The 24,277-nt window shown below is 62.3% G+C and carries 25 protein-coding genes; 14 read left to right on the top strand and 11 right to left on the bottom strand.

The window, feature by feature from the left end:
- Positions 1 to 4 precede the first annotated feature (4 nt).
- Positions 5 to 766: a hypothetical protein gene (locus KJQ96_RS06430; protein ID WP_309142374.1), complete on the top strand. Its 762-nt coding sequence runs from the start codon at positions 5 to 7 to the stop codon at positions 764 to 766.
- 104 nt (positions 767 to 870) lie between these two features.
- Here KJQ96_RS06430 and KJQ96_RS06425 read toward each other — a convergent pair whose 3' ends face one another.
- Positions 871 to 1,311, bottom strand: a complete 441-nt coding sequence (locus KJQ96_RS06425) for a globin family protein (protein ID WP_213285825.1) — start codon at positions 1,309 to 1,311, stop codon at positions 871 to 873.
- Between the two features lie 385 nt (positions 1,312 to 1,696).
- A complete protein-coding gene (locus KJQ96_RS06420) occupies positions 1,697 to 3,619 on the bottom strand; it encodes a sigma 54-interacting transcriptional regulator (RefSeq protein ID WP_213285824.1) in 1,923 nt (640 codons plus the stop codon).
- Positions 3,620 to 3,787: 168 nt separating this feature from the next.
- Between KJQ96_RS06420 and KJQ96_RS06415 the strand changes: the two genes are divergently transcribed.
- From KJQ96_RS06415 to cynS, 4 genes are all read left to right on the top strand, one after another.
- Entirely contained in the window at positions 3,788 to 5,170 is a 1,383-nt protein-coding gene (locus tag KJQ96_RS06415; protein ID WP_213285823.1) for a CmpA/NrtA family ABC transporter substrate-binding protein, read from the top strand.
- Between the two features lie 166 nt (positions 5,171 to 5,336).
- Entirely contained in the window at positions 5,337 to 6,176 is an 840-nt protein-coding gene (gene ntrB / locus KJQ96_RS06410) for a nitrate ABC transporter permease (RefSeq protein ID WP_213285822.1), read from the top strand.
- Between the two features lie 8 nt (positions 6,177 to 6,184).
- A complete protein-coding gene (locus KJQ96_RS06405; RefSeq protein ID WP_213285821.1) occupies positions 6,185 to 7,111 on the top strand; it encodes an ABC transporter ATP-binding protein in 927 nt (308 codons plus the stop codon).
- 69 nt (positions 7,112 to 7,180) lie between these two features.
- Positions 7,181 to 7,669 (top strand): cyanase, encoded by a 489-nt coding sequence (gene cynS, locus KJQ96_RS06400; protein ID WP_213285820.1) that lies wholly within the window; start codon positions 7,181 to 7,183, stop codon positions 7,667 to 7,669.
- A gap of 99 nt (positions 7,670 to 7,768) precedes the next feature.
- On the opposite strand, the gene KJQ96_RS06395 is transcribed toward cynS, so the two are convergent.
- A complete protein-coding gene (locus KJQ96_RS06395) occupies positions 7,769 to 8,581 on the bottom strand; it encodes an oxaloacetate decarboxylase (RefSeq protein WP_213285819.1) in 813 nt (270 codons plus the stop codon).
- A gap of 119 nt (positions 8,582 to 8,700) precedes the next feature.
- On the opposite strand from KJQ96_RS06395, the gene KJQ96_RS06390 reads away from it, so the two are divergent.
- Positions 8,701 to 9,618 carry a LysR family transcriptional regulator gene (locus KJQ96_RS06390; RefSeq protein WP_213285818.1) on the top strand — a complete coding sequence of 306 codons (918 nt, stop codon included), beginning with the start codon at positions 8,701 to 8,703 and terminating at the stop codon, positions 9,616 to 9,618.
- A 115-nt stretch (positions 9,619 to 9,733) separates the two neighbouring features.
- Here the strand turns inward: KJQ96_RS06390 and KJQ96_RS06385 are convergent, their stop codons facing one another.
- Positions 9,734 to 10,057, bottom strand: coding sequence for a DUF1476 domain-containing protein (locus KJQ96_RS06385; RefSeq protein WP_213285817.1), 324 nt, complete (start codon positions 10,055 to 10,057; stop codon positions 9,734 to 9,736).
- 335 nt (positions 10,058 to 10,392) lie between these two features.
- Between KJQ96_RS06385 and purC the strand changes: the two genes are divergently transcribed.
- Together purC and purS are read left to right on the top strand one after the other, a co-directional pair.
- Entirely contained in the window at positions 10,393 to 11,160 is a 768-nt protein-coding gene (gene purC / locus KJQ96_RS06380; protein ID WP_008974302.1) for a phosphoribosylaminoimidazolesuccinocarboxamide synthase, read from the top strand.
- Positions 11,161 to 11,181: 21 nt separating this feature from the next.
- Entirely contained in the window at positions 11,182 to 11,424 is a 243-nt protein-coding gene (gene purS, locus KJQ96_RS06375; protein ID WP_213285816.1) for a phosphoribosylformylglycinamidine synthase subunit PurS, read from the top strand.
- Positions 11,425 to 11,448: 24 nt separating this feature from the next.
- On the opposite strand, the gene corA is transcribed toward purS, so the two are convergent.
- The gene (gene corA, locus KJQ96_RS06370) at positions 11,449 to 12,465 is read right to left on the bottom strand and encodes a magnesium/cobalt transporter CorA (protein WP_213285815.1); all 1,017 of its coding nucleotides are present in this window, start codon (positions 12,463 to 12,465) and stop codon (positions 11,449 to 11,451) included.
- A gap of 150 nt (positions 12,466 to 12,615) precedes the next feature.
- On the opposite strand from corA, the gene purQ reads away from it, so the two are divergent.
- Both purQ and KJQ96_RS06360 read left to right on the top strand, forming a co-directional pair.
- On the top strand, positions 12,616 to 13,317 hold the full coding sequence (gene purQ / locus KJQ96_RS06365; RefSeq protein ID WP_213285814.1) for a phosphoribosylformylglycinamidine synthase subunit PurQ: 702 nt from the start codon (positions 12,616 to 12,618) through the stop codon (positions 13,315 to 13,317).
- Between the two features lie 8 nt (positions 13,318 to 13,325).
- Positions 13,326 to 14,279 (top strand): tripartite tricarboxylate transporter substrate-binding protein, encoded by a 954-nt coding sequence (locus KJQ96_RS06360; protein WP_309142373.1) that lies wholly within the window; start codon positions 13,326 to 13,328, stop codon positions 14,277 to 14,279.
- A gap of 47 nt (positions 14,280 to 14,326) precedes the next feature.
- Here KJQ96_RS06360 and KJQ96_RS06355 read toward each other — a convergent pair whose 3' ends face one another.
- The 3 genes from KJQ96_RS06355 to KJQ96_RS06345 all read right to left on the bottom strand — a co-directional run bounded on the left by KJQ96_RS06355 (position 14,327) and on the right by KJQ96_RS06345 (position 16,238).
- Positions 14,327 to 14,650 (bottom strand): hypothetical protein, encoded by a 324-nt coding sequence (locus tag KJQ96_RS06355; RefSeq protein ID WP_213285813.1) that lies wholly within the window; start codon positions 14,648 to 14,650, stop codon positions 14,327 to 14,329.
- A gap of 168 nt (positions 14,651 to 14,818) precedes the next feature.
- On the bottom strand, positions 14,819 to 15,760 hold the full coding sequence (locus KJQ96_RS06350) for a DMT family transporter (protein ID WP_213285812.1): 942 nt from the start codon (positions 15,758 to 15,760) through the stop codon (positions 14,819 to 14,821).
- Positions 15,750 to 16,238, bottom strand: a complete 489-nt coding sequence (locus KJQ96_RS06345) for a PaaI family thioesterase (RefSeq protein WP_213285811.1) — start codon at positions 16,236 to 16,238, stop codon at positions 15,750 to 15,752. The genes KJQ96_RS06350 and KJQ96_RS06345 overlap by 11 nt, the downstream gene beginning before the upstream one ends.
- A 162-nt stretch (positions 16,239 to 16,400) precedes the next feature.
- Here KJQ96_RS06345 and purL point away from each other — a divergent pair, with 162 nt between their 5' ends.
- Complete coding sequence (gene purL, locus KJQ96_RS06340) at positions 16,401 to 18,608, top strand: phosphoribosylformylglycinamidine synthase subunit PurL (protein WP_213285810.1); 2,208 nt, start codon at positions 16,401 to 16,403, stop codon at positions 18,606 to 18,608.
- A gap of 31 nt (positions 18,609 to 18,639) precedes the next feature.
- Here purL and KJQ96_RS06335 read toward each other — a convergent pair whose 3' ends face one another.
- Positions 18,640 to 19,824, bottom strand: a complete 1,185-nt coding sequence (locus KJQ96_RS06335) for an acyltransferase (RefSeq protein ID WP_213285809.1) — start codon at positions 19,822 to 19,824, stop codon at positions 18,640 to 18,642.
- 186 nt (positions 19,825 to 20,010) lie between these two features.
- Between KJQ96_RS06335 and KJQ96_RS06330 the strand changes: the two genes are divergently transcribed.
- Entirely contained in the window at positions 20,011 to 20,184 is a 174-nt protein-coding gene (locus tag KJQ96_RS06330; RefSeq protein ID WP_213285808.1) for a DUF1328 domain-containing protein, read from the top strand.
- A 138-nt stretch (positions 20,185 to 20,322) separates the two neighbouring features.
- Here KJQ96_RS06330 and KJQ96_RS06325 read toward each other — a convergent pair whose 3' ends face one another.
- Positions 20,323 to 20,682: a DUF427 domain-containing protein gene (locus KJQ96_RS06325; protein ID WP_213285807.1), complete on the bottom strand. Its 360-nt coding sequence runs from the start codon at positions 20,680 to 20,682 to the stop codon at positions 20,323 to 20,325.
- A gap of 185 nt (positions 20,683 to 20,867) precedes the next feature.
- Here KJQ96_RS06325 and KJQ96_RS06320 point away from each other — a divergent pair, with 185 nt between their 5' ends.
- Both KJQ96_RS06320 and KJQ96_RS06315 read left to right on the top strand, forming a co-directional pair.
- A complete protein-coding gene (locus tag KJQ96_RS06320) occupies positions 20,868 to 21,122 on the top strand; it encodes a BolA family protein (protein WP_025590827.1) in 255 nt (84 codons plus the stop codon).
- A gap of 22 nt (positions 21,123 to 21,144) precedes the next feature.
- Entirely contained in the window at positions 21,145 to 22,323 is a 1,179-nt protein-coding gene (locus KJQ96_RS06315) for a low temperature requirement protein A (protein WP_213285806.1), read from the top strand.
- Positions 22,324 to 23,270: 947 nt separating this feature from the next.
- Here KJQ96_RS06315 and egtD read toward each other — a convergent pair.
- On the bottom strand, positions 23,271 to 24,242 hold the full coding sequence (egtD, locus tag KJQ96_RS06310) for an L-histidine N(alpha)-methyltransferase (protein ID WP_213285805.1): 972 nt from the start codon (positions 24,240 to 24,242) through the stop codon (positions 23,271 to 23,273).
- Positions 24,243 to 24,277 lie beyond the last annotated feature (35 nt).

Here is a 24,277-nt window from a genome sequence, read left to right as displayed (position 1 = left end):
TTCGATGGTGCGGCCTGATCGAGCGGATCAGGCTGCAACCACGCTATCTGTACCATCGACGCATATCGCCAACAGGTGGAACCGCGCCATCGCGCCACTCTGGCGTTTCCGATATCCGCTGCGTATAATCGCGGCGCAGTTGGTGGTCGGGCGGATGTCGATGTTCTCAGGCAGATTAGGTCTTACGTTGGTCGTGGCAATGCTTTGTCTCGGCGCGCCGGCGGCCCATGCGCAGGTCTCGCCCGTAAACTACTGGATCCCGGGCTGGCCGATGGGCTTCAGCGGCGATGCGGGCGAGAGCCCGAACGCATACGGCAATTTTCCGAGCTTCGACTTCCGTGACGTCGGAAACGGCTCGTCCTATGCGCGCTACAATTTTTCGAACGGCTTTTTTGTCGGCAGCCAGCGCAGCAACATGGGCTTGAGCGGCATCAGCCAAAGCGCGTTTGGCAATTTCGGCTCGCTCTATAGCGAGGGCGTGCAGGTCGGCTACAGCCTGAAGAACAGCGGCTTGCCCGTCACCTTCTATGCCGGGTTCGAGACGCTGAAATACAATACCGGCATCGGCGGCCCGTTCGCGCCCTTCGACTCCAAGTCGGGCACGCTGCCGATCTCCAGCGTGAACGCCGGCGTCGAATTCCAGGCGACATCGAATCTCAGCCTGTCGCTCGGCGTCGGCTACGTCCAGCAGTCGGGCCGCATCGACAGCGAATTCAATTCGCTGCCCGGCGCTTCGTCGTTCTCGGTCGGCGGCCGCCGCTACTAGGGCATGGACCCGTAATTAAGTCAGGTCCGCTCTACTCTCGGAAGGCGATTATCAAGCCAACATTGATGCATGTCGCCTTTGGGCCAAGAGGCGTCATGCCAGATTCAAATTGCCTGCGCGGTCGCGTTCTCTCGCGATGCGGCTGCCGCATCACGCATGACGCCGGACACGGTGCTGTATGCCACCACCCAGGCGGACTTCGCCGCTGGCGTCCAAGCCTCTTTCAACCCCTGCTCTAGGGTCCATAGCAAGGCTGCACCAACCGTGTCGTAATGCCGATCCTCTACGCCATACCGAACATGGTTTCGCCCGAGGATCTCTAGCGTCGGTATCAACGACGGCAAGTCATCGACACTGTTGATCACGGCACTCAATGCCTGGACCAGCTTCCGGCGCTGCTCTTTCATATCTGCATTCTCGAACAATCGCTGCAGCGATGGATCGAGCGTGAACAGTCTCTCATAGAACAAGCCAGCCGCGATATCGCTGATCGGAATCACCTTGGCCCAGGTCGTCTTGAGAAGTTCTTTGGTTTCAGGAGACATGGCAGCACTTTTCCTATCCGTTTGAATAATCTGGTCGGAACACTGCAAATATGTGCTGGGCCGACGCGCCAAGGTTCGATGCCGGCCCAATGATTTGTTGAGATCAGTGCGTTCTCTTATTGCGAACGGCCCGAAAAAGAGCAGGGGGTCGCGGTCCATCTTCAGACCCACAGCAACGGTCAGACTGACCAGCGCCGGCTCTATCAGGCCTGCTGCGGATTGCTGTCCCGTGACGGCATTGAAATTGTTGTGGACGGTGTTCCCTGCTAACTCGGGTTAAATTGGACGCGAATGTCTGCCTCGGGGTCACAAGCCGCCATCACCGTCAAGCCGGGTGACTTCCGCTTTGCCGCGGGAAGCCGACGTTTATGAGTGCGTGCCCTAATTAGCCCGCCAAGCCACGCTCATTCGTAATCCCCAGCGCCTTGATCCGCGAGGCCAGCGTGGTCGGCTTGATGTCGAGCAGCTCGGCGGCGCCGCCGGGGCCGAACACCTTGCCGGAGCAGGCTTCAAGTGCCGCGAGGATGTTGGCACGTTCGTGGGCGCGCATTTCCGATGAGGTCATCACCACTGGATGGGCATCGGCCTTCACGCGCGCCGCGCCGGAGGAGGGCGATGTGCCGGATGTATCGGGCAGGTCGATGCGCAGCCGGCCGTTTTGGGCGAGGATCGCCGCGCGCTCGATCACGTTCTGCAGTTCGCGGACATTGCCCGGCCAGTCGTAGCGCGAAAGCTTCCGCGCATCGCCTTCCGACAAGCGCAGCTCGGATTTCAGCACCTTGCTCTCGCGGGTCAAAAAGTGCTGCGCCAGCAGCGGAATGTCCTCGCGCCGCTCGCGCAACGGCACCGACTCCACGGGGAAGACGTTGAGGCGGAAATAGAGGTCCTCGCGGAACCGGCCGCGCTGCACTTCCTGCTTGAGATCGCGGTTGGTGGCGGCGATCACGCGCACGTCGACCGCGCGGGTGCGTTCCTCGCCGACACGCTCGAAATTGCCCTCTTGCAGTACCCGTAGCAGCTTGCCCTGCAGCTCGAGCGGGATTTCGCCGACCTCGTCGAGAAACAGCGTGCCGCCATCGGCAAGCTCGAACCGTCCGATGCGGTCGCGCATCGCGCCGGTGAAGGCGCCTCTGATATGGCCGAAGAACTCGCTCTCAAAAAGTTCGCGCGGGATCGCCGCGCAGTTGACGCGGATCAGCGGCCGGTCGCGGCGGCTGCTCGCTTCATGAATGGCGCGCGCGATCAGTTCCTTGCCGGTACCGGACTCGCCGGTGATCATGACAGCGGCGGTGGTAGGCGCCACCAGCTTGACCTGGCGCAGCGTCTTCTGGATCGCCTCGCTCTGGCCGATGATGCCGCGGGGATTGGTCTCGATGCGGATTTCTTCCTGGAGGTAAGCGTTTTCTAGCTCCAGCCGCTCGCGCAGGCGATCGACCTCGGCAAGCGCCGCGTGCAGCTTTTCGTCGGCCTCGCGGCGCTGGCTGACGTCACGGAACACGATGACGGCGCCCACCACGACGCCGCGGTCGCGGATCGGCGTCGACGTATATTCGACCCAGACCGGCGTGCCATCCTTGCGCCAGAACACCTCGCCCTCGACCTGGTGCACGGCGCCGTCGCGAAACGCCGCGTAAATCGGGCAGTCGTGATCGGGATAATGCCGCCCGTCATGATGGGTATGATGAACGATGGGGTGGATTTCCTTGCCGACCAGTTCTTCCGCAGCCCAGCCCAGCATGCGCTCGGCGGCCGGATTGACGAAGGTGGTCTTTCCTTCCGCGTTCACGCCGTAAATGCCTTCGCCGGCGGCGCGCAGGATCAACTGGTTTTCGCGTTCGATATCCTGGAACACCCGTTCGACCCGCTGCCAGGTCGCGATTCCGCCGCGCATGTGGTCTTCGGCCGCCGCGTCGACATAGCGTCGGCGCCGCGCGTCGAGATCGCTCATGGTGAGCAGCACCAGCGAGCGGCCTTCGCCCGGCACGAGTGAGCCGGCATATTCCAGGCGCAGGCTTTGCCCCGTCGCGTGGCGCGGGGTCAGCGCGTTGGTCCAGTATGCGCCCTTGTCGAGCACGGCTTGGGTGAAGACGATCAGAGCAGGCAATTGTCCGGCATGCAGCGTGCTGGCCTTGGTCTGGCGCAGCAAGGTGCGGTCATAGCCGAGCAGGGTGCAGGCCGCCGGATTGGCGTCGAGGATCTGGTCGGCATGGGGATCGAGCAGCAGCACGGGCTCGATCGCGAACTCGAACGCGGCGGTGCGCAGTTCGACATCCTGCGGCGGAGTGGTTGAGCCGAGGGCCAGATCCATCCAGTCGGTACTCCGAAATCTCGTAATTCAACTACGACATTTCGTGTATCACGAATTTTCGTAGCCGCCAACGTCAGCAGAATCCCAGTGATCTCAGAGCTATCGCCGCAGAACGAGGCTGGCATGTGCCTTGCTTAATAAGGGGGCAAACGTCGCGCAGGAGGGCTGATGTCTACCTTCGACAATCCATTCGATCCCAACCATCGTCTTCATGCCGGTGGCTGTAGCTGCGGCCAGCATGTCAGCGAGGCCGAGCACCAGGCCGCCCAACTGCAGGTCCAGTCCGCCATCGAGAGCGAGCAGAACCGCTACGAAGGCGTGGTCGCCTCCGCCGTGATGCGCGCGATGTTCCCGCAGGACGTCGCGCGACGCGCCTTTTTGAAGTCGGTGGGCGCGGCAACCGCAGCGGCGGCATTATCGCAATTCTTCCCGCTCAAGACGGCGACGGAAGCGTTCGCGCAAGGCGGGCCGCTGGAAAAGAAGGACCTCAAGGTCGGCTTCATCCCGATCACCTGCGCCACGCCGATCATCATGGCCGCGCCGATGGGGTTCTATGCCAAGAACGGCCTGAACGTCGAAGTGATCAAGACCGCCGGCTGGGCCGTCATTCGCGACAAGACCATCAACAAGGAATACGACGCCGCCCACATGCTCTCGCCGATGCCGCTCGCCATCACCATGGGCGCAGGCTCGAATCCGATTCCCTACACCATGCCGGCCGTGGAAAACATCAACGGCCAGGCGATCACGCTGTCGATCAAGCACAAGGACAAGCGCAATCCGAAGGACTGGAAGGGCTTCAAGTTCGCCGTGCCCTTTGACTACTCGATGCACAACTACCTCTTGCGCTATTACCTTGCCGAGCACGGCATCGATCCCGATGCCGACGTGCAGATCCGCGCGGTGCCGCCGCCGGAAATGGTCGCCAATCTGCGGGCCGACAACATCGACGGCTTTCTCGGGCCCGACCCGATGAACCAGCGCGCGGTGTTTGACGGTGCCGGCTTCATCCACATCCTCACCAAGGATATCTGGGAAGGCCACCCGTGCTGCGCCTTCGCCGCGTCGAAGGAATTCGTCACCACGATGCCGAATACCTATGGCGCGCTGCTCAAATCGATCATTGAAGCCACCGCGTATGCGCACAAGGCGGAGAACCGCAAGGAGATCGCGGCGGCAATCGCGCCGGCGAACTATCTCAACCAGCCGCCGATCGTGCTGGAGCAGATTTTGACCGGCACCTTCGCCGATGGGCTCGGCAACATCGTCCAGCAGCCGAACCGCGTCGATTTCGATCCGTTCCCGTGGCAGTCGTTCGCGGTGTGGATCATGACCCAGATGAAGCGCTGGGGGCAGATCAAGGGCGACATCGACTATGCCGGCATCGCCGCGCAGGTCTATCTCGCCACCGACGCCGCCAAGCTGATGAAGCAAGCAGGACTGACGCCGCCCGCCGCCACCACCAAGAGCTTTTCGGTGATGGGCAAGACGTTCGATCCTGCGAAGCCGGAGGACTATCTCGCCAGCTTCAAGATCAGGAAGGCGTCGTGATGAATCCCGGTTTCGTGTCCCGGATGCGATGCAGCGCGCAGCACGGAGTGCGTAGCGATGCTTCGCTAAGCCGGGACGGCCTCGCACTCGGTGGGTCCCGGTTCTGCGGCGCACCACTGCGCTGCGCTTCGTGCTGCGCCGCGCCCGGGACACGGAGCTTGTCATCATGACCTCATCGCTTCGTTTTCGCGCGGCCGTCGTCTCGATCGTGCTGCTCGCGGCGTTCCTCGGCATCTGGCATCTCGCCACCCGCTCGACGGGCGCTGTCGGCAACATGTCGCCGGAATACGCCAAGCTGATGGGGCTGACGGCCACCCAAGGCAAATCGGCGATGCCGGGGCCGCTCGATGTCGGCGCCAAATTGTGGGAGCACCTCAGGCAACCGTTCTACGATAACGGGCCGAACGACAAGGGGCTCGGCATCCAGCTCGGCTATTCCATCGCGCGGGTCGGCTTCGGCTATCTGCTCGCGGTGATCGTCGCCATTCCGCTCGGATTTTTGATCGGGATGTCGCCCTTGATCAGTAGGGCGCTCGATCCGTTCATCCAGGTGTTGAAGCCGATCTCGCCGCTGGCCTGGATGCCGCTCGCGCTCTACACCATCAAGGATTCCTCGATCTCAGCGATCTTCGTGATCTTCATCTGCTCGGTGTGGCCAATGTTGCTCAACACCGCGTTCGGCGTCGCCGCGGTACGCAAAGAATGGATCAACGTCGCGCGCACGCTGGAAGTCGGCACCGTCAGGCGTGCCTTCACGGTGATCCTGCCGGCAGCGGCGCCGACGATTCTGACCGGCATGCGGATTTCGATCGGCATCGCCTGGCTCGTGATCGTGGCGGCCGAGATGCTGGTGGGCGGGACCGGCATTGGCTACTTCGTCTGGAACGAGTGGAACAACCTTTCGATCACCAACGTCATCATCGCTATCCTCATGATCGGCATCGTCGGCATGCTGCTCGACCAGATCCTGGCGCGGTTTACGCGCATGGTCACGTTTCCGGAGTGATGACGGCCATGACCGACAAGTTCATTTCGATCGAGGGTATCGCGCGGCGTTATCCGGGCGCGGGTGGCGGCGAGACCACGATTTTCGAGGATCTCTGGCTGTCGATGAAGCGCGGCGAATTCGGCTGCGTGATCGGCCATTCCGGCTGCGGCAAGACCACGGTGTTGAACATCCTGGCGGGGCTCGACCAGCCGAGCGAGGGCGCCGTCATCGTCGACGGGCAGGCCATTGAAGGCACGAGCCTTGATCGCGCCGTGATCTTCCAGAGCCATGCGCTGCTGCCATGGCGTACGGTGCTCGGCAACGTCGCCTATGCCGTGACCTCGAAGTGGCGCAACTGGGATCGCGCCAGGGTGAAGGCGCATGCTCAGAAGTTCATCGATCTGGTCGGGCTTACCGGCTCCGAGCACAAGCGGCCGTCGGAACTCTCGGGCGGCATGAAGCAGCGCGTCGGCATTGCGCGCGCGCTCTCGATCACGCCGAAGATCATGCTGATGGACGAGCCGTTCTCGGCGCTGGACGCGCTGACGCGCGGTACGCTGCAGGACGAGGTGCGGCGCATTTGCCTCGAGACCGGGCAGACCGCGTTCATGATTACCCATGATGTCGATGAGGCGATTTATCTCGCCGACAAGATTTTTCTGATGACCAATGGTCCGGGCGCCGTGTTGGCCGAGATCGTGGAAAATCCGCTCCCGAAGGATCGCGGCCGCATCGATCTGCACCGCCATCCGCTCTATTACGCGGTGCGCAATCACATCGTCGATTTCCTGGTCAGCCGCAGCAAGACGTTTGCCGCCACCGTGACCGATCATGATCCGCGCAACGTGCCGGTCGTGCGGCCGGGCAAGCCGGAGCTGGTGGTGGCTGCGGAGGCGGAGGACTCGATTGAGGCGTCATGGCCGAGCGTGGCCCGGCCATCAACGTCTGCCTAGGCGATACGAAGCAAAAACATGGATGCCCGGGACAAGCCCGGGCATGACGAGTACATAAGGAGATAGGGCATGAAGCGCGAAGACCTCACAGAAAAGCTGCTCGACATCAAGCGCGAGAAGGGCTGGAGTTGGAAACACATCTGCGAAAAGATCGGCGGCTATTCGGAAGTGCTGATCGTCGGCGCCATCATGGGCCAGATGAAACTGACGAAGCCGCAAGCCGCCAATGCCGGCGAATTGTTCGGGCTGTCGAAAGCGGAAACTGCGATGCTCAACGAGGTGCCGATGCGCGGCACCGGCACGCCGATGCCGCCGACCGATCCCTTGATCTACCGCTTCTACGAAATGGTGATGGTCAACGGCCCGGCGTGGAAGGCGCTGATCGAGGAGGAATTCGGCGACGGCATCATGTCGGCGATCGATTTCGACATGGCGTTGGAGCGCGTCGCCAATCCCAAGGGCGACCGGGTCAAGATCACGATGTCCGGCAAATTCCTGCCGTATAAATATTACGGCGCGAGTGGGAATGTACCGGAGTATGGATTTAAGGAGGAGTGATTATTCACCGTCATTCCGGGATGGTCCGAAGGACCAGACCCGGAATCTCGAGATTCCGGGTTCGTGCTTCGCACGCCCCGGAATGACGGGGAGAGACCGTCACTCGAACGCCGCCCTCACTTCCCCGATCGGCGCCATCTCCCGCACAAACGTAAACGCACCACGCTCCTTCATCTCACGCGCGCACTTCAGGAACGCCGCCAGTGCGTAGCGCTCCATCGCGCCGCCGACGCTGATTCGCTTGACGCCGGCGGCTGAGAGCTGATCCACCGTCAGCGTCGAATCGGCAAATCCCATCACTAGGTTGAACGGTTTGCCGACCGACGACACCACAGTGCGAATGGTGCCGATGTCGTAGAGCCCAGGTGAATATAGGACATCGGCGCCAACGGCCTCGAACGCCTGCAGCCGCTTGATGGTGTCGTCGAGATCCTTGCGGCCGTGCAGGAAATTCTCCGCCCGCGCGGTCAGCGTGAACGGGAAGGGCAGTGCGCGCGCCGCCTCGACCGCGGCCTGCACCCGCTCGACCGCGAGCGAAAAGTCGTAGATCGGGTTCTGCGGATCGCCGGTGGAATCCTCGATAGAGCCGCCGACGGCGCCGGCTTCGGCCGCGCGCGCGATCGCTCTTGCCGCGGTCTTCGGATCATCGGCGCCGCAGTTTTCCAGATCGGCGTTGACGGGAAGGTCGGTTGCTTCCGCAATCGCCCGGCAATTCTCGAGGATGGCGTCGAGGCTGACCGTGACGCTGCCGAGTGTGTTGGCAAGGCCGAGACTCGTGGTCGCAAGCGCCTCAAAGCCCATCGCGGCGAGAAGCTTTGCGGTGCCAGCGTCCCAGGGATTGGGGATGATGAACGCGCCGGGCCGCGCATGCAGCGCGCGAAACGCCTCGGCTTTTTCCATCTGATTTCGCATCGGCAATCTCCGCTTCGTTGGTTGGTCAGGTCTGGTTGGCGACGAAACTAGCGGGCTATCCGCCATCAGCCAAATTTGTTATTCCTCTATGCATCATCAGCTTTTTGCATGGACAAAGCATGGACAGCGATGCGCTTCTCACCTTCCTGACCATTCATCGCCGCGGCGGCATTTCGAATGCCGCAAAAGCGCTGCACCGCTCGCAGCCGGCGATTTCGCGGCGCATTGCGCTCTTGGAGCAGGAGCTCGGCGTGCCGCTGTTCGAGCGGATCGCGGGGCGCACGACTTTGAGTGACGCCGGAAAAGTGCTGGTGCCTCATGCCGAGCGCGCGGTGGCTGCGGCCCAGGATGCGGAGAATGCGGTGCGCGCACTGGCGCGGCCGGATTTGGGACCGGTCGCGCTCGCCGTCGTCGGCACGCTTGCCGGCGGGCGGCTGTCGGCGGTTCTCAGGCGCTTCGCGGCCGAGCATCCCGAGGTCGAATTGAGCCTGCGTACCGCGACTAGCGCAGAGGTCAGCGACATGGTCCGCCGCGGCGAAGTGACCATCGGCCTGCGTTATGATCGCGATCGCTCGCGCGACCTCGACTGCGAATTGCTGTTCTCGGAGCGGCTGCAGGTCGTATGCGCGCTGGATCATCCGCGCGCAGGCCGCCGGGTCGCAAAGCTCGCCGATTTGCGGGGCGAGCGCTGGATCGCCTTTCCGATCGTGCCTGGCAGGCGCGAGGTCACAGCGGCGCATGTCTTTGCGCTGTTTCAAACCCATGGATTGGGTGAGATCGATTGGACGCCGGTCGACAGCCTGACCGCACAGAAGCGCCTGGTAGAAGCCGGCCTTGGCATTGCGCTGTTATCGGAGAGCAACGCCGCAGAGGAACTGCGACACAAGACGATCTCAACCATCGGCGTGCGCGATCTCAAGGCAAGCCATGACGTCGTCACAGTAACGCGCCGCGGCGGCTTCCTGAGCGCGGCGGCGCGGCGATTGATGGAGATCGTCCGAAAGGAATATCGAGGAACTAAGGCGCTCGGACGTTAGCGCCGTTATTCCGGGATGGTCCGAAGGACCAGACCCGGAATCTCCAGATTCTTAGGGACGCAAGGGCGCCCCATAGTTTGTGCTTCGCACGCCCCGAAATGACTGGGGGGGGCTCCTACGAGCCCGCCTTCACCTGGGCGGCGGCAACCGCAATCAGTTCGTCCATCTTGACGCGAACTTCCTGCGCGGTGATGGCGACGCCCTTGGCGGTAAGATCCTTCACCACCTTGTCCTGGACGTCCTTGTCGCCGGCTTGCTCGAAATCGGCCGCGACCACTTCCTTGGAATAGGCGGTGGCGGCATCGCCCGACAGCCCGAGCTTCTCCGCTGCCCAAAGACCGAGCAGCTTGTTGCGGCGAACCTCAGCCTTGAACTTCTGCTCCTCGTCGAGGGCGAATTTCTTCTCAAAACCTTCCTCGCGTTTGTCGAAAGTGGTCATTCTTCGGTTCCAATCCCCGCAAATGGTAAACGAGGCCGCGTTGTCGCGGCCCGGTGGAATACCTAGATAGAGGGGGCGAATCGGTAAAACAACAGGCCGTTCGGCCGCAGGCAATCGGGATAAGTTGGGCCCAATCGGGCCGGGTCGATTGTGCTGGGTGGGCCAATCGGATAGGTTGCCCATCAGGCGAGGTTCTTGTTCTGTTTCCGGTCGCTTAGTTCAGGACGCCGTTAGGTTCAAGACCTGGCCTTCACGGCAGCTCCGTCGTGGTCGCAAACCCTTGTCATCCGGAGCACACCAATTTCATGGATTTCAACAAAACACGGTACATCCCAATGAGCCGTCGACGCCGTATTTATGAAGGCAAGGCCAAGGTCCTGTACGAAGGTCCGGAGCCGGGAACCCTGATCCAGCACTTCAAGGATGATGCGACCGCGTTCAATGCCAAGAAACACCAGGTGATCGAGGGCAAGGGCGTCCTCAACAACCGGATTTCGGAGTACCTGTTTCAGCACCTCAACGACATCGGGGTGCCGACCCATTTCATCCGCCGCCTCAACATGCGCGAGCAGTTGATTCGTGAGGTCGAGATCGTGCCGCTGGAGGTGGTGGTGCGGAACGTCGCGGCCGGTTCGCTGTCGCAGCGCCTCGGCATCGAGGAGGGCACCCAACTGCCGCGCTCGATCATCGAATTCTATTACAAGAACGACCAACTCAACGACCCCATGGTGTCGGAAGAGCACATCACCGCGTTCGGCTGGGCGACGCCGCAGGAAATCGACGACATCATGGCGCTCGCCATCCGCGTCAACGACTTCCTTACCGGGCTGTTCCTGGGGATCGGCATCCGCCTGGTCGATTTCAAGATGGAATGCGGCCGGCTGTTCGAGAACGAGATGATGCGGATTATCGTCGCCGACGAAATCTCGCCCGACTCATGCCGGCTGTGGGATATCAAGTCGAACGAGAAGCTCGACAAGGACCGTTTCCGCCGTGATCTCGGCGGCTTGCTTGAAGCCTATACCGAGGTGGCGAAACGTCTGGGCATTCTGATGGAGAACGAGCGCCCGGCCGGTTCGGGTCCGGTGCTGGTGAAGAGCTAAAGAAGAACTGGGGCAAATCTCGTGAAGGCACGCGTTACCGTTACGTTGAAGTCGGGCATCCTCGATCCGCAGGGCAAGGCCATCGAAGGCGCGTTGAAATCGCTCGGCGTCGATGGCGTCGCCAGCGTCCGCCAGGGCAAGGTGTTCGACATCGAACTGTCAGGCTCGGACAAGGCCAAGGCCGAGGCGGCATTGAAGGATGCCGCCGACAGGCTGCTGGCGAATACCGTGATCGAGAATTATCGGGTCGAGCTCTTGGGATGAGGATGTGAGCGGCGGGCTTGCCACTCACAGCCATCCCACGCTGCGGAAACGCCAGTACAGCCCGGTGCAGGCGGTGAGCATCAGCCCCAGCACCAAGAAATATCCGTAGTCCCATTCCAGTTCGGGCATGTGCTTGAAATTCATCCCGTAGACTCCGGCCAACGCCGTCGGCACGGCGATGATGGCGAGCCATGAGGCCAGCTTCTTGGAGACCGCGGTCTCCTGGGCCTGGCCGACCAGAAGGCTTGCCTCGAAGGCGAATGCCAGCACCTCGCGCATTGAATCGGTGCGCTCCTGAATGGTCCTGACGTGGTCGGTGACATCGCGAAACAGCGCCTGCATAGTCGAACGCACCATCGGAAGGTTGTCGTGTTCGAGCCGGCGGCAGACTTCCACCAGGGGGCCAATCGCATTGCGCAGTCGTAATAGATCCCGTCGCAGCATGTAGAGCCGTTCGACCTGGGTCCGCGTGATGGTGCTGGCGAGGACGTCGTCTTCAATCTTCTCGACCTCGTCGTGGATGGTTTCCAGGACAGGGGAATAGTTGTCGACGATGAAATCGAGGATGGCGTAGAGAATATAGTCCTCGCCACGCGCCAGCGCGCGGGGGCAGCTCTCGCAGCGTTCGCGCACTGCTGCATACGAGGTCGATGCGCCGTGGCGGACCGAGACGAGATAGCCTTCGCCAACGAACAAATGAGTCTCGCCGAACGCGATCCTGCCCTGGATCAGTTGCGCCGTTCGCGCCACGATGAACAGGCCGTCGCCATATTGCTCGATCTTGGGCCGCTGATGGGCGTGGTTGGCGTCCTCGATCGCGAGGTCGTGCAGGTCGAACTGCTGCTGCACACTCTTCAGTAGCGCTAGATCCGGCTCATACAGGCCGATCCAGACGACGTGGCCGGGCTTGCTGCGCCAGCTCGAAGCCTCCTCGATGGCGATGTTGGCGACGCGGCGGCCATCGACGTAAACACCGGCCGCGACGACACCTTCGGACGTCATCGGTTCGGTCGCAGCGGTCGCCCGCGACGGGACATTCATGGCTTCCATCCCTGAGCGATTATTGTTGAGCACGGCTGCCGCGCAGGCCGTTTTGGCGACGCTAGCACTGGAAAAACCGGCGTCAAATGGTTATGTCTCTGCCGGGTCGGCGGTTCTGCCGACGATTCTCGTTTCCAACCGGGAACCTCCATGAAATCCGCCGTCCTCGTCTTCCCCGGAATCAATCGCGAGCGCGACATGGCGCGCGCGCTCAAGCTCGCCTCGGGGCAGGAGGCTGCGATGGTGTGGCATGCCGACACTGCGCTGCCGAAGGGGACCGATCTGGTCGTAGTGCCCGGCGGGTTTTCCTATGGCGATTACCTGCGCTGCGGGGCGATTGCCGCCCGCGCGCCCGTCATGGACGCGGTGCGTAAGTATGCGGCCGATGGTGGGCTCGTGCTTGGCGTCTGCAACGGGTTTCAGATCCTGTGCGAAGCAGGCTTGCTGCCCGGCGTCCTGATGCGCAATGCGCGGCTGAAATTCATCTGCCAGGATGTGCACCTGCGGGTCGAGCGCTCGGATACGCCGTTCACGCGCGGCTACAATGCCGGTCAGGTCATCCGCGTGCCGGTCGCGCACGGCGAGGGTAACTATGAGGCCGATGAGGAGACGGTGAAGCGGCTGGAGGGCGAGGGGCGGGTGCTCTACCGCTACTGCACTCCTGAGGGCATTGTCGATGAAGAATCCAACATCAACGGCGCCGCGCAGTCGATCGCCGGCATCGTCAACGAGCGCGGCAACGTGCTCGGCATGATGCCGCACCCGGAAAACCACGTCGAAGACATCATGGGCTGCACCGACGGCCGCGGCCTGTTCGCAGGGCTAGCCGCGCATCTGCAAAAAGCCGCGTGAGGTTCTTGGTGTCGCGCCTGACGATTGTCGTTGTGGCGCTGCTATGCGCCGTGGCGGCCCACGCCCAGGATTATCCCAAGCGGCCCATCACCATGATCGTGCCGTTCGCGGCCGGCGGCACCTCCGACGTGATCGCGCGTGTGGTTGCCGAGGAGATGGCCAAGTCGCTCGGGCAGCCGATCGTGATCGAGAACGTCGCGGGCGCCGGCGGCTCGACCGCGCTGACGCGGGCGGCGCGCGCAGAAGCCGACGGCTATACGATCGCCATCGGCAATGCCGGCACGAGTGCGGCGACCTATACGATCTATCCGAAACTGCCGTTCACGCCGGAATCCTTCGTGCCGATCGCGGTGGTAGCGAAAACCTTCGGCATCGTCGCGTTGCGCAAGGATTTCCCCGCCAAGAACCTGCAGGATTTCATCGCCTATGCGAAGAAAAATCCCGGCAAGGTCAATCTCGGCCATGCCGGCGTCGGCTCCTCGAATTTCCTGATCTGCAAGAGCTTTGCGCAGGCCGCCGGCATCGACGTGACGCTGGTCGGCTATCGCGGCGCGGCGCCGGCGCTGACGGACGCGATCGGCGGCCAGATCGACGGCGTCTGCGATTCAGCCGCTTCGGTGTCGCAGGCGATCGGCGACAAATTGGTGCGGGGCGTCGTCGTCGGTTCGACAGTGCGGCTTGCGACCTTGCCCGATCTGCTGACTTCGGCAGAAGCCGGCCTTCCCGACTTCGAGGCGCAGGGCTGGAACGGCCTGTTCGCTCCAAAAGGCACGCCGCCTGCGATCATCGCGAAGCTGAACGCCGCCGCCAGGACCGCCGTCGAGAGCGAGGCGGTGAAGAAGCGTTTTCACGATCTCTCCACCGTTGCGCCCGACGCCAACGAACATGCGAGCGAAGTGCTCGGCCAGTTGGTGACGCGCGATGTCGAGAAATACAAAAAGCTGTTGGAAGAGAAGAAGTAGCACCGGCGACCATGTGATAAAAAGCCCCGCCGGAGCGGGGCCTTTTGTTATCGGCCGGTAGTTGAACCCGGCCCCGTCGGCGACAGGGTCGAACCGCTCGGCGAGGGGTTGATATGGGTGTTCCCTGACGGGTTCGCTGGACTGTTTCGGCCGGCCGCGGCACTTCCGGCATCGTTGCTGATGCCGGTGGTGGAATTACCGCCCGTTCCGCTTCCGGCGGTCGTTCCGCCGGTGGAGGATCCTGCCGCACCACCTGCCGCCGTGCCACCCGTGCCCGAACTTCCGCCCGTGCCGCTGCCGCCGGCTTGCGCCAGGGCGAAGGTGTTCGTGAATGCCAGCGCCATGGCCAATCCGATTGTTGCGAGTTTCATGATTGCTCCTTTTCTTTCTGCGTAACGGCGCAACACGGTGCGCTCGCATGCGTTCCGGTGTGTCAATCATGGTTGATTGCTGTTCCACCACCGTTCCCGCAGGCCCAGGTGGAGTGGCTTTCGATCGCCGAAAAACAATTATCGGCTTGATTCCGCCGACGGTCTTCATCAGCCTTTCGGTTTCCCGCGCAGGCGCTCGATCCATTTGCGATAGTGGCCACGCGGGATGGTCATCGCGGCGACGCCGGCCATCACCAACACGAGGCCGAGCGCCAGATTCGGCGGCACGGGTTCGCCGAGCAGCAGAACCGACAGGCCGACGCCGATTGGAATTCGCAAATAGCCTTGCGCATTTGTGGTCAGGGTGCCGAGCCGCGTCAGGCACATGTAGAACAGCATCAGCCCGAAGGCGCTGGAGAATATTCCCATCGCGGCGGTGGCAATCAGCGCTTCAGGCGTCGGCCGCAAGGTCCAGGGATGATCGACGATCAGCGCGAGCGGGAGCAGCACGGTGCCGCCGAACAACAGCGAGCCCGCCGCCACCACCATCGGGTCGTAGTCGGTCAGCTTGAGCCCGAAGATCGTGGCGCAGGCGAACGAGATGGTGGCGATCAGGATGACCATTTCGGCGAACAGGTTGCTGGAGAGCCCGCCGAGCGTATCGAGGCCGATGGTCACGGCCGTACCGGCCAGGCCCAGAATGGCGCCGATCAGCTTGAGCAGCGTCGCCGGCTCATGGCGCGTGACGGCCCAGGTGATGAGGAAAGCGAAGATCGGCGTGGTCGAGGCCAGCACCACGGTCGGCGCTGCCGCCACATATTGCTGCGCCCAGGTGATCATCAGGAAAGGAATGGTCGAGTTGATGGTCTGCTGGAATGCAAACAGCTTCCAGGCCTTGCCGTCGGTCGGCAGCCGCAGGCCGCGGGCACGCAGGATCACCAGCAGGAAGCCTGCCGCGATCAGCGAGCGCGCCGAAATGAAGGTGACCGGCGGGATCGAGCCGAGGCCGATCTTGGTCAGCGGATAGGTCGAGCTCCAGCAGCACGCCAGCGCGAGCAGCAATGCATAGTCGCGCCAGCCGCGACGGGCCTGTGACGAGTCAGGTGGCAACGGCGCCTGTACCCGCCGGCTTTTTCCACTTCACCCGCTTGATGGTGCCTGAGAACGTAAACAGCGAGCGTTCGCCGGATTTCAGCACGCCGCGCAGGAAGATCAGCGAGCCGCCGGCGCGGGTGATTTCACCCTCGCATTCGACCAGTTCGCCCTCGCGGGCGGCGTCGAGAAACTCGCAGGCAAACGATACCGTCACGCCCGGCCCCTCCAGCACCGAGGAGGCGATTGCAAACAGGCAGTAGTCGGCGAACGACATGAAGCAGCCGCCATGGGCGTTGCGCATGCCGTTGAGATGCTTCTTCTCGACCCGGAACGCGCAGCGGACCTTCCCGTTTTCGTCCATGCGGTGCCAGAACGGGCCATTATGGGTCTCGAAGCTGTCGCGGGTCCAGGTCCGCCAGCCCTTGAATTCGCCCTCGGTTTCGACATGCAGATCGGGGCGGCGGTGAAATGCATTTTGGGGGAGTTCGTTCACTAAAAATGACCTTCAATTCGATGTTTCAGCCCTTAAATCCGATCCGGGAACGATGTGCAAACGCTGATCCCGCAACGCGCCCTTTCGCAAAGCTCTGGACAGGGCGGAAATGCGCCATAAAAGGCCTTTTCGCACGCCCCCGATCTTCCTATTAAGGCACCCATGAACGAGCCCCAGATCACCCCCGAACTCGTCGCCAGCCACGGTCTGAAGCCCGACGAGTATGAGCGCATCCTCAAGCTGATCGGGCGGGTGCCGACGTTCACCGAACTCGGGATTTTCTCGGCGATGTGGAACGAGCACTGCTCGTACAAATCCTCGCGCATCCATCTGCGCGGCTTGCCGACTAAGGCGCCTTGGGTGATCCAGGGCCCGGGCGAGAACGCTGGCGTGATCGACATCGGGGACGGGCAGGCGGTGGTCTTCAAGATGGAGAGCCACAATCACCCGAGCTACATCGAGCCGTATCAAGGCGCGACCACCGGCGTTGGCGGCATTCTGCGCGATGTGTTCACGATGGGTGCGCGGCCTATTGCCTGCCTCAATGCACTTTCCTTTGGCGCGCCGGAGCATCCGAAGACGCGCCATCTGGTGTCGGGCGTGGTGGCCGGTGTCGGCGGCTACGGCAATTCCTTCGGCGTGCCAACGGTCGGTGGCCAAGTGCGCTTTCACACCCGCTACGACGGCAACATCCTGGTTAACGCGATGGCGGTCGGCCTCGCCGAGACCGACAAGATTTTCTATGCGGCAGCCTCGGGCGTGAACATGCCGATCGTCTATCTCGGCTCCAAGACCGGCCGCGACGGCATTCACGGGGCCTCGATGGCGTCGGCCGAATTCGACGATGATTCCGCCGAGAAGCGGCCGACGGTGCAGGTCGGCGATCCCTTCGCCGAGAAGCTCTTGCTGGAAGCCTGCCTCGAGATCATGGAAAAGGGTTGCGTGATCGCGATCCAGGACATGGGTGCGGCGGGCCTGACATGCTCGGCGGTCGAGATGGGCGCTAAGGGCGATCTCGGCGTCGAACTCGATCTCAACGCCGTGCCGACCCGTGAAACCGGCATGAGCGCCTACGAGATGATGCTGTCGGAAAGCCAGGAGCGCATGCTCATGGTGCTCAAGCCCGAGAAGGAAAAAGAGGCCGAGGCGATCTTCAAGAAGTGGGGGCTCGATTTCGCCGTGGTCGGCTACACCACGCCGACCAAGCGCTTCGTGGTGAAGCACGGCGGCGACGTGATGGCCGATCTGCCGATCAAGGAATTGGGCGACGAGGCGCCGGTGTATGATCGCCCGCACGTCCCGTCCGCAGCCTTGCCGATGGTGCAGGCACGCGAAGTGGAGCCCCCAGTTGGCATTTCGGCGGCGCTGGAGAAGCTGATCGGCACGCCGGAGCTGTGTTCGAAGCGCTGGGTCTGGGAGCAATACGACCACGTCATTCTGGGCAATACCGTGCAGCGTCCGGGCGGCGATGCCGCGGTTGTGCGCGTCGAGGACGGGCCCAAGGGGCTCGCGCTCACCGTCGACGTGACGCCGCGCTATTGCGAGGCCGATCCGTTCGAAGGCGGCAAGCAGGCCGTTGCCGAAGCCTGGCGCAACATCACCGCGGTCGGCGGCCGGCCGCTCGCGATCACCGACAATCTCAATTTCGGCAATCCGGAGCGGCCCGAGATCATGGGCCAGTTCGTCGGCTGCCTGAAGGGCATTTCCGAAGCCTGCCGCATGCTCGATTTCCCTGTCGTGTCGGGCAACGTCTCGCTCTACAACGAAACCAACGGTCGCGGCATCCTGCCGACGCCCTCGATCGGCGGTGTCGGTCTGCTCGACGATTTCACCAAATCGGCGACGCTGGCTTTCAAGGCGGCCGGCGAAGCGATCCTTTTGATCGGCGATACGCAAGGCTGGCTCGGACAGTCCGTCTACCTGCGCGACGTCTGTGGGCGCGAAGAGGGCGCGCCGCCGCCGGTCGATCTCGCGGCCGAAAAGCGCAATGGCGACGTGGTCCGCGGGATGATCCATGCCGGCACCGCGACCGCGGTGCATGACGTCTCCGACGGCGGGCTCCTGATTGCGCTGGCTGAAATGGCGATGGCGAGCGGCATCGGCGCGCAGCTCCTAGCGGCGCCGAGCTCGATCGTGCCGCATGCCTGGTGGTTCGGCGAGGATCAGGCGCGCTATATCGTGACGGTGCCGGCCGCGGATGCCGGCCTGGTGATGGCGAAGATGAAGGGCGCGGGCGTGCCGTGTGCGCGGATCGGCACTACGGGCGGCGATGCGATCGCCGTTGCCGGCGAAGCGCCGGTCGCGGTTGATGCGCTGAAAACTGCGTTCGAGCACTGGCTGCCGGCCTATATGAGCGGGAAGGCGGCGTAGGCGCGCTGTCTCCCCGCCATTGCTGTCGGCCTCAAAGCACCCTTGTCGCGCCCGGGATCTGCCGCAACGCTCGCGTCAGCGCCCAGCTCGCCGCGACCGTCAGTACGAACCCGATCGCGACCTTGACGATCGCCGGCAGGTCATAATCGAACAGCCAGTATTGCAGCCACAGTGCGATCGGGTAGTGCACCAGGAACATGCCGTAGGCGTCCGCCTGCATCGGATCGAGTAGCCTGGCGGAGCCTGATTGTCTGAACCTTTGAAAAATGGCCAAGATCAGAAACATGATGGCCACGCTGAAGATAGTGAAGCAGATCGCATAGAGCGCTTCGTACCAGTCCGGCAGCGGCGACGGGTTGCCCAGTATTTCGCGCTTGATGAAGATCAGCACCCACAGGAGGCCATACGGAACGATCGCCAGCACCATCCAGTCCCAGCTAACCTTCGCCATCCGGCCGTCTGCCGCGAGCAGCCCGCGATCCATTTGCGCAACGCCGATGCCGGCACCGAAAAAGAAGTAGCTCGCATAGAGCATCACGCGCCCGTGCTGGACCGAGAACGGCCCGAACTCAAACCAACTGCTGTGTCCGTAGTGAACAAGCCCGGGAATGTAGAATGCAGCGGTGACGGCAAGCATGACCGCGAAGAACACCGCGGGCCGGCGGCGGCCGTACAGCGAGAGGCGATTGATCGGATCGAGCAGGTTGGGTGACAGCCGATACAGGATGCAAGCCACCACGTCGAAACTGAGCAGGACCCAGAGGAACCAGATCGGCCCGCTCGGCCAAGGGCCCTTCGTGATCATATTCCACCAGTATTCCGAAAAGCCGATCTCGGGATGGTGCCGCAGTGAGATGGCGTAGTAGGCGAGCGGAATGACCGTGAAGGCGCAGATCACGAAGGGTAAGCCAAGCCGAAGCAGGCGATCTGCCAAATAGCTCAGCGGTCCCTTCCGGGCGATACCAGACCAGGCGAACAGCCCCGACAGGAAAAAGAACATCGCCATGAAGAAACTGTCAGTGGCGAGCACGATCATGTCGAAGCCGAAGAAGTACTTCGGATCGGTGTGACCGAAATAGGTATAGGGGATGACGGCATGGTGGAGCAGCACCACCAGCGTCAGGAAGGTGCGCGCGCGATCAAGCGAAAGGTTTCGCGATTTGGCTTGGGACACTGCGCTCACGTCGGCATGCCCCACGGTGGAAATCGATGTCATGCGCGCCTCCCGGCCAGGCTGTGTGGCCAAATGTTGCCGCTCGGAACCTGATTCAGCAAGGCCCAATCGGGGCGCTAGCGAACCCGCATCTCCGGGCTGATCGGAACCGGCGGTGCAACCGGCCGTTAGGTCATGTGAAATTGAGGGGCCACCTCTGGTACGGCCCGAGAGGTCGCGGAGCACGCAATGACAATTCTCAAATGGGCGCTGATCTTTTTTCTGGTGTCGATCGTTGCCGGTGTCCTCGGCTTCACCGGCATTTCGGAGGCCTCCGCCGACATCGCCCGCTTCCTGTTCTATGTCTTCGTCGTGATCTTCCTGGTGCTCCTGATCCTCGGGCTCACGATATTCAGGGTGTAGCTCTATTCAGGTGTAGCTCTCCGCGGTCATTCCGGGATGGTCCGAAGGACCAGACCCGGAATCTCGAGATTCTAAGGGGCGCAAGGGCGCCCCATAGTTCGATGCTTTCGCATCGCCCCGGAATGACATCGCCTCTGACTACGCCACTTCCTCGATCGTCACCTTGTCCGGATAGAACGCCAGACGGCCGGCGATCTCGGCCATGGCCGGGAAGGGCGTCTCGTAGGTCCAGATCGAATTTTCGAGACGCTTGCCGTTGGCGTTGATGCTGAAATAGTTCGCGTCCCCCTTGTAGGGGCAGTGCGTGGTCCGCTCGGTGCGGGACAACAACGCCATATTGGCGTCCTCGCGCGGCACATATTGCACCGCCGGATAGCTGGCTTCCTTCAAGATCAGCGCGCGGGTGGTATCGGCAATGACCACGCCGTCCACCGAGACCCGGACGCGCTTGGGGTTTGCCGTAATCGTGATCGGATGGTCGGGACCGGGCAATTTCATGATTTTGAGCCTCTTTTTCGGTCAGCCCGAAATGATCGGGCGCGACGCGATCTCGCGGTGTCAAACGCTTCGGCCCGGAATATAGTGCCGCCAGGCGTGACCTAGAAGAGCGTACGCGCTAGGCTTGGTTCTCACGGTCGCGCGAGCCGGCCGTGATTCGAAACACATGACGGAGACATGCTGGAATGCCGATGGATGCCCACGATATCGAGTCGATGATCAAGGCAGCTATCCCCGATGCCGAGGTGACGATCCGCGATCTCGCAGGCGATGGCGACCACTACGCCGCGACCGTGATCTCGGAGTCGTTCCGTGGCAAGTCGCGCGTGCAGCAGCACCAGATCGTCTACCAGTCGCTCAAGGGGCAGATGGGCGGCTTGCTGCATGCGCTGGCGCTGCAGACCGGGGTACCTGGCGGACCCGGGGTACCGGAGAGGTAGTCCCCGGACGGCGGGGGCGTCGATGACAGACAACGCAGACGGCGCGCTGTTTCGCCGGATCGTGCCGCACCAGCATAGCCGCGTCACCTACGCGGAGTTGTTCTTCGATCTCGTCTTCGTCTTCGCGATCACGCAAATTTCGCACACGCTGCTGGCTCACTTTACGCCGCTGGGTGCGTTACAGGTCACGCTGCTGTTTCTCGCGGTCTGGTGGGTATGGGTATTCACTACCTGGATCACCAACTGGCTCAATCCCGAAAAGACTCCGGTCCGTCTCCTACTGTTTGCGATGATGCTGGGCGGGCTGGTGCTATCGACCTCGATTCCAAAGGCGTTTGACGAGCGCGGCTTGTGGTTTGCCATCGCCTACGCAGGGATGCAGGTCGGCAAGACGATATTTCTCTGGTTGTCGACGCCGCCATCGCGCCCGCGGACACGCATGAATGCAATGCGGATCGCTGTCTGGCTGTCGGTGTCGGCCGTCTTCTGGATCGCCGGCGGGATAGTCGAAGGCCAGTCGCGGTTGGCGCTATGGGCCGTCGCGCTCGTCATCGAATATATCTCGCCGGCGGTGCGGTTCTGGATTCCCCGCCACGGCGCGTCCTCGGTCGCGGACTGGATGATCGAAGGCGGGCACATGGCCGAGCGCTGTGGGCTGTTCATCATCATCGCGCTCGGCGAATCCATCGTCGTCATCGGCGCGACTTTTGCCGAACTCGCCTGGACCACCGAAAACGTTCTGGCGTTCGTCTCGGCCTTGGTCGGCAGCATCGCGATGTGGTGGATCTATTTCCACGTTGGCGCTGAAGCCGGCTCCGAGCAGCTTTCAAAATCGAGCGAGCCGGGAAGGCTGGCGCGGCTGGCCTATACCTATCTGCACCTGCCGATCGTGGCCGGCATCATCGTCGCGGCAGTGGCCGACGAACTGGTGCTGAAACACCCCGGCGGACATTCCGACCTCAAGACGGTAATGAGCGCGATCGGCGGCCCCTTGCTGTTTCTGTTCGGGACCATCCTGTTCAAGCTGAGCTTTCGCGGCTTCCTTCAACTCTCCCACGGGGCGGGCATCATCACGCTTTGCGTGCTCGCCTGGTTCGCAAGCGAGCTGTCGCCGTTGATGCTGTCGATTCTGACCACCGCGATCATGATCGCGGTCGCGGTGTGGGAAACGGTCTCGCTGCGATCCGATCCGGCGGAATAGTATCTTTAATCCAGCCTGGGCCGCCTCACCGGCATCAATTGCGGCGAGTTGTGCTCATCGACGACATTTCTGAGAACGAGATTTGACAGTTGGACGACGAGAGCCCGGAGCCTCGCATTTTCCTCGCGAAGCGCAGCTCGCTCGGTGTCGGCTCCCTCGTCCCAGCCCGTGTCCGTGTCACTGTGAACAGACGAGGATGCCGAACGTTGCCCGTGGTTGCTGGACGCTGGATATGCGTTGCCCATGACTGAAATCCCCTGGCACGAACTCACCCCAAGCCATGCTGCCGCGGAGGCTCGGCTGAGTCCGCGTCAAAAATTGGACATTTCAAAGGGGAAACGACAGCGCAGATGGACCCTTTTGCGGGCGGGTCAATAAAGATGAACACTTGTTAAGAAGTTTGGCTATACTGAGCTCGGACAAGGTGTGGGGACGCGCGGCGGCGTAAGCACCTTTCCATCAAACCTTGACCAGCGCGATCACTCAGTGCCCACGGGGGTGCCGTGGTGGGAATACGCGCCTATGAAACAGAGCGAAGCAAGAGTACGCATTATTGAAGAGTGGGACCGCTGGATCTTGACGCAGATGATCGAGCCGGACGGACCGACTGGAAAAGATTCTTTGAAATTTTTCCACGAACTGCAGGACGCAGGATCTCCGCTACTGGATTTCCAGTCCCGCGGACAAGACAAGTGGCGGATCATTCACGCGTGGCTGTTGGGTGCAGACCGATTGTCTGATGATTGGATATCTGTCGCTCCCCGGATTGCGCCGACACGCAGGCCGCGACCGGACCGCAGGCGGTCCGTCTGCAAGACGTGAGCTGCAAAACCCGCGGCTAGAGCCTTTTCGGTTCTGATTGAATCAGAACCGGCCCAGATTCTTGTTTTGACGCGGCTTCTTGACGCAAGTCCGGGGCAGGCTTTCGCTTGAAAGCGCTCTAATCCTCAGCCCGACGCCACCAGCGCGTGAACGGAGAACATCTGGTCGCGATCGTTCCAGGATTCCCGCACCGACCAGCCGGACTCGCGCGCCAACGCGGTGAAGCGGTCGAAGCTGTATTTGTAGCTCGACTCGGTGTGGATGCTCTCGCCGGGACGGAATGAAAAATTCCGTCCCAGGATGCGCACGCTCTGCGCCTTCTTGGAAATCAAGTGCATCTCGATGCGATGGCGCTCGCGATTATAGACCGAGCGGTGCATGAAGGCGGAGACGTCGAAATTGCCGCCGAGCTCGCGGTTGATCCGAACCAGAACGTTGAGATTGAACCGCGCGGTGACGCCGGCGGCGTCGTTATACGCGTCGTACAGCACCCGCTCGTTCTTCTCGAGATCGACGCCGATGATCATCTGTGCGCCTTTGCCCAGAATGTCGCGTGCGCTGCGCAGGAAGGCGCGCGCCTCGTGCGGCTCGAAATTGCCGAGCGTCGACCCCGGAAAGAAGCCGACCTTGGGCTGGTCTGCGATTTCCGCCGGCAGCTCGAACGGCGCGGTGAAATCGGCAGCAACCGGATAAACGCCGAGATCGGGGAAATCCTTGCGCAAGTCGCTGGCCTGCGCGTTCAGGAAATCGCCGGAAATATCGACCGGGACATAAGCGGAAAAATCGCAGCGCTCCAATAGCAGGCGGGCCTTGGTGGTCGCGCCGGCGCCGAATTCGACCAGGGCCGCACCTTTCGGAATCAGTGCGGCGATTTCATCGCCGCGGCTGCGCAGGATGCCGAGTTCGGTGCGGGTCGGGTAGTATTCCGGCAGCACCGTGATCTGCTCGAACAGCTCGGAGCCCGCGGCATCGTAAAAATATTTCGGCGACAGCCGCTTGGGGAACTGCGAGAGGTCGCCGATCACGTCGCCGGCAAAGGCGGAGGTCTGTTCGTCGAACGGGTGCGTTTGGGCCAAAGCGGCGGCATGCACATTCATGATACTCTCCTGAACGCGCTTTCCGGCGCGCTTCG

Origin of the sequence: Bradyrhizobium sp. sGM-13, from assembly GCF_018398875.1 — a bacterium.
In the GTDB taxonomy this organism is placed as follows: Bacteria; Pseudomonadota; Alphaproteobacteria; order Rhizobiales; family Xanthobacteraceae; genus Bradyrhizobium.
The sequence above is the reverse complement of the archived record's forward strand: the minus strand, read 5'-3'. Positions and strand labels throughout refer to the sequence as shown.

Coding starts and splice junctions, on each gene's coding strand:
- KJQ96_RS06395 (WP_213285819.1), bottom strand. CDS start 8,581: ATGCGAAATCAGATGGAAAAAGCCGAGGCGTTTCGCGCGCTGCATGCG.
- KJQ96_RS06315 (WP_213285806.1), top strand. CDS start 21,145: ATGACAGACAACGCAGACGGCGCGCTGTTTCGCCGGATCGTGCCGCAC.
- KJQ96_RS06335 (WP_213285809.1), bottom strand. CDS start 19,824: ATGACATCGATTTCCACCGTGGGGCATGCCGACGTGAGCGCAGTGTCC.
- KJQ96_RS06405 (WP_213285821.1), top strand. CDS start 6,185: ATGACCGACAAGTTCATTTCGATCGAGGGTATCGCGCGGCGTTATCCG.
- purC (WP_008974302.1), top strand. CDS start 10,393: ATGAGCCGTCGACGCCGTATTTATGAAGGCAAGGCCAAGGTCCTGTAC.
- KJQ96_RS06425 (WP_213285825.1), bottom strand. CDS start 1,311: ATGTCTCCTGAAACCAAAGAACTTCTCAAGACGACCTGGGCCAAGGTG.
- egtD (WP_213285805.1), bottom strand. CDS start 24,242: ATGAATGTGCATGCCGCCGCTTTGGCCCAAACGCACCCGTTCGACGAA.
- KJQ96_RS06320 (WP_025590827.1), top strand. CDS start 20,868: ATGCCGATGGATGCCCACGATATCGAGTCGATGATCAAGGCAGCTATC.
- KJQ96_RS06325 (WP_213285807.1), bottom strand. CDS start 20,682: ATGAAATTGCCCGGTCCCGACCATCCGATCACGATTACGGCAAACCCC.
- KJQ96_RS06355 (WP_213285813.1), bottom strand. CDS start 14,650: ATGAAACTCGCAACAATCGGATTGGCCATGGCGCTGGCATTCACGAAC.
- KJQ96_RS06420 (WP_213285824.1), bottom strand. CDS start 3,619: ATGGATCTGGCCCTCGGCTCAACCACTCCGCCGCAGGATGTCGAACTG.
- KJQ96_RS06415 (WP_213285823.1), top strand. CDS start 3,788: ATGTCTACCTTCGACAATCCATTCGATCCCAACCATCGTCTTCATGCC.
- ntrB (WP_213285822.1), top strand. CDS start 5,337: ATGACCTCATCGCTTCGTTTTCGCGCGGCCGTCGTCTCGATCGTGCTG.
- KJQ96_RS06385 (WP_213285817.1), bottom strand. CDS start 10,057: ATGACCACTTTCGACAAACGCGAGGAAGGTTTTGAGAAGAAATTCGCC.
- KJQ96_RS06330 (WP_213285808.1), top strand. CDS start 20,011: ATGACAATTCTCAAATGGGCGCTGATCTTTTTTCTGGTGTCGATCGTT.
- KJQ96_RS06430 (WP_309142374.1), top strand. CDS start 5: ATGGTGCGGCCTGATCGAGCGGATCAGGCTGCAACCACGCTATCTGTA.
- corA (WP_213285815.1), bottom strand. CDS start 12,465: ATGAATGTCCCGTCGCGGGCGACCGCTGCGACCGAACCGATGACGTCC.
- cynS (WP_213285820.1), top strand. CDS start 7,181: ATGAAGCGCGAAGACCTCACAGAAAAGCTGCTCGACATCAAGCGCGAG.
- purQ (WP_213285814.1), top strand. CDS start 12,616: ATGAAATCCGCCGTCCTCGTCTTCCCCGGAATCAATCGCGAGCGCGAC.
- KJQ96_RS06390 (WP_213285818.1), top strand. CDS start 8,701: ATGGACAGCGATGCGCTTCTCACCTTCCTGACCATTCATCGCCGCGGC.
- purL (WP_213285810.1), top strand. CDS start 16,401: ATGAACGAGCCCCAGATCACCCCCGAACTCGTCGCCAGCCACGGTCTG.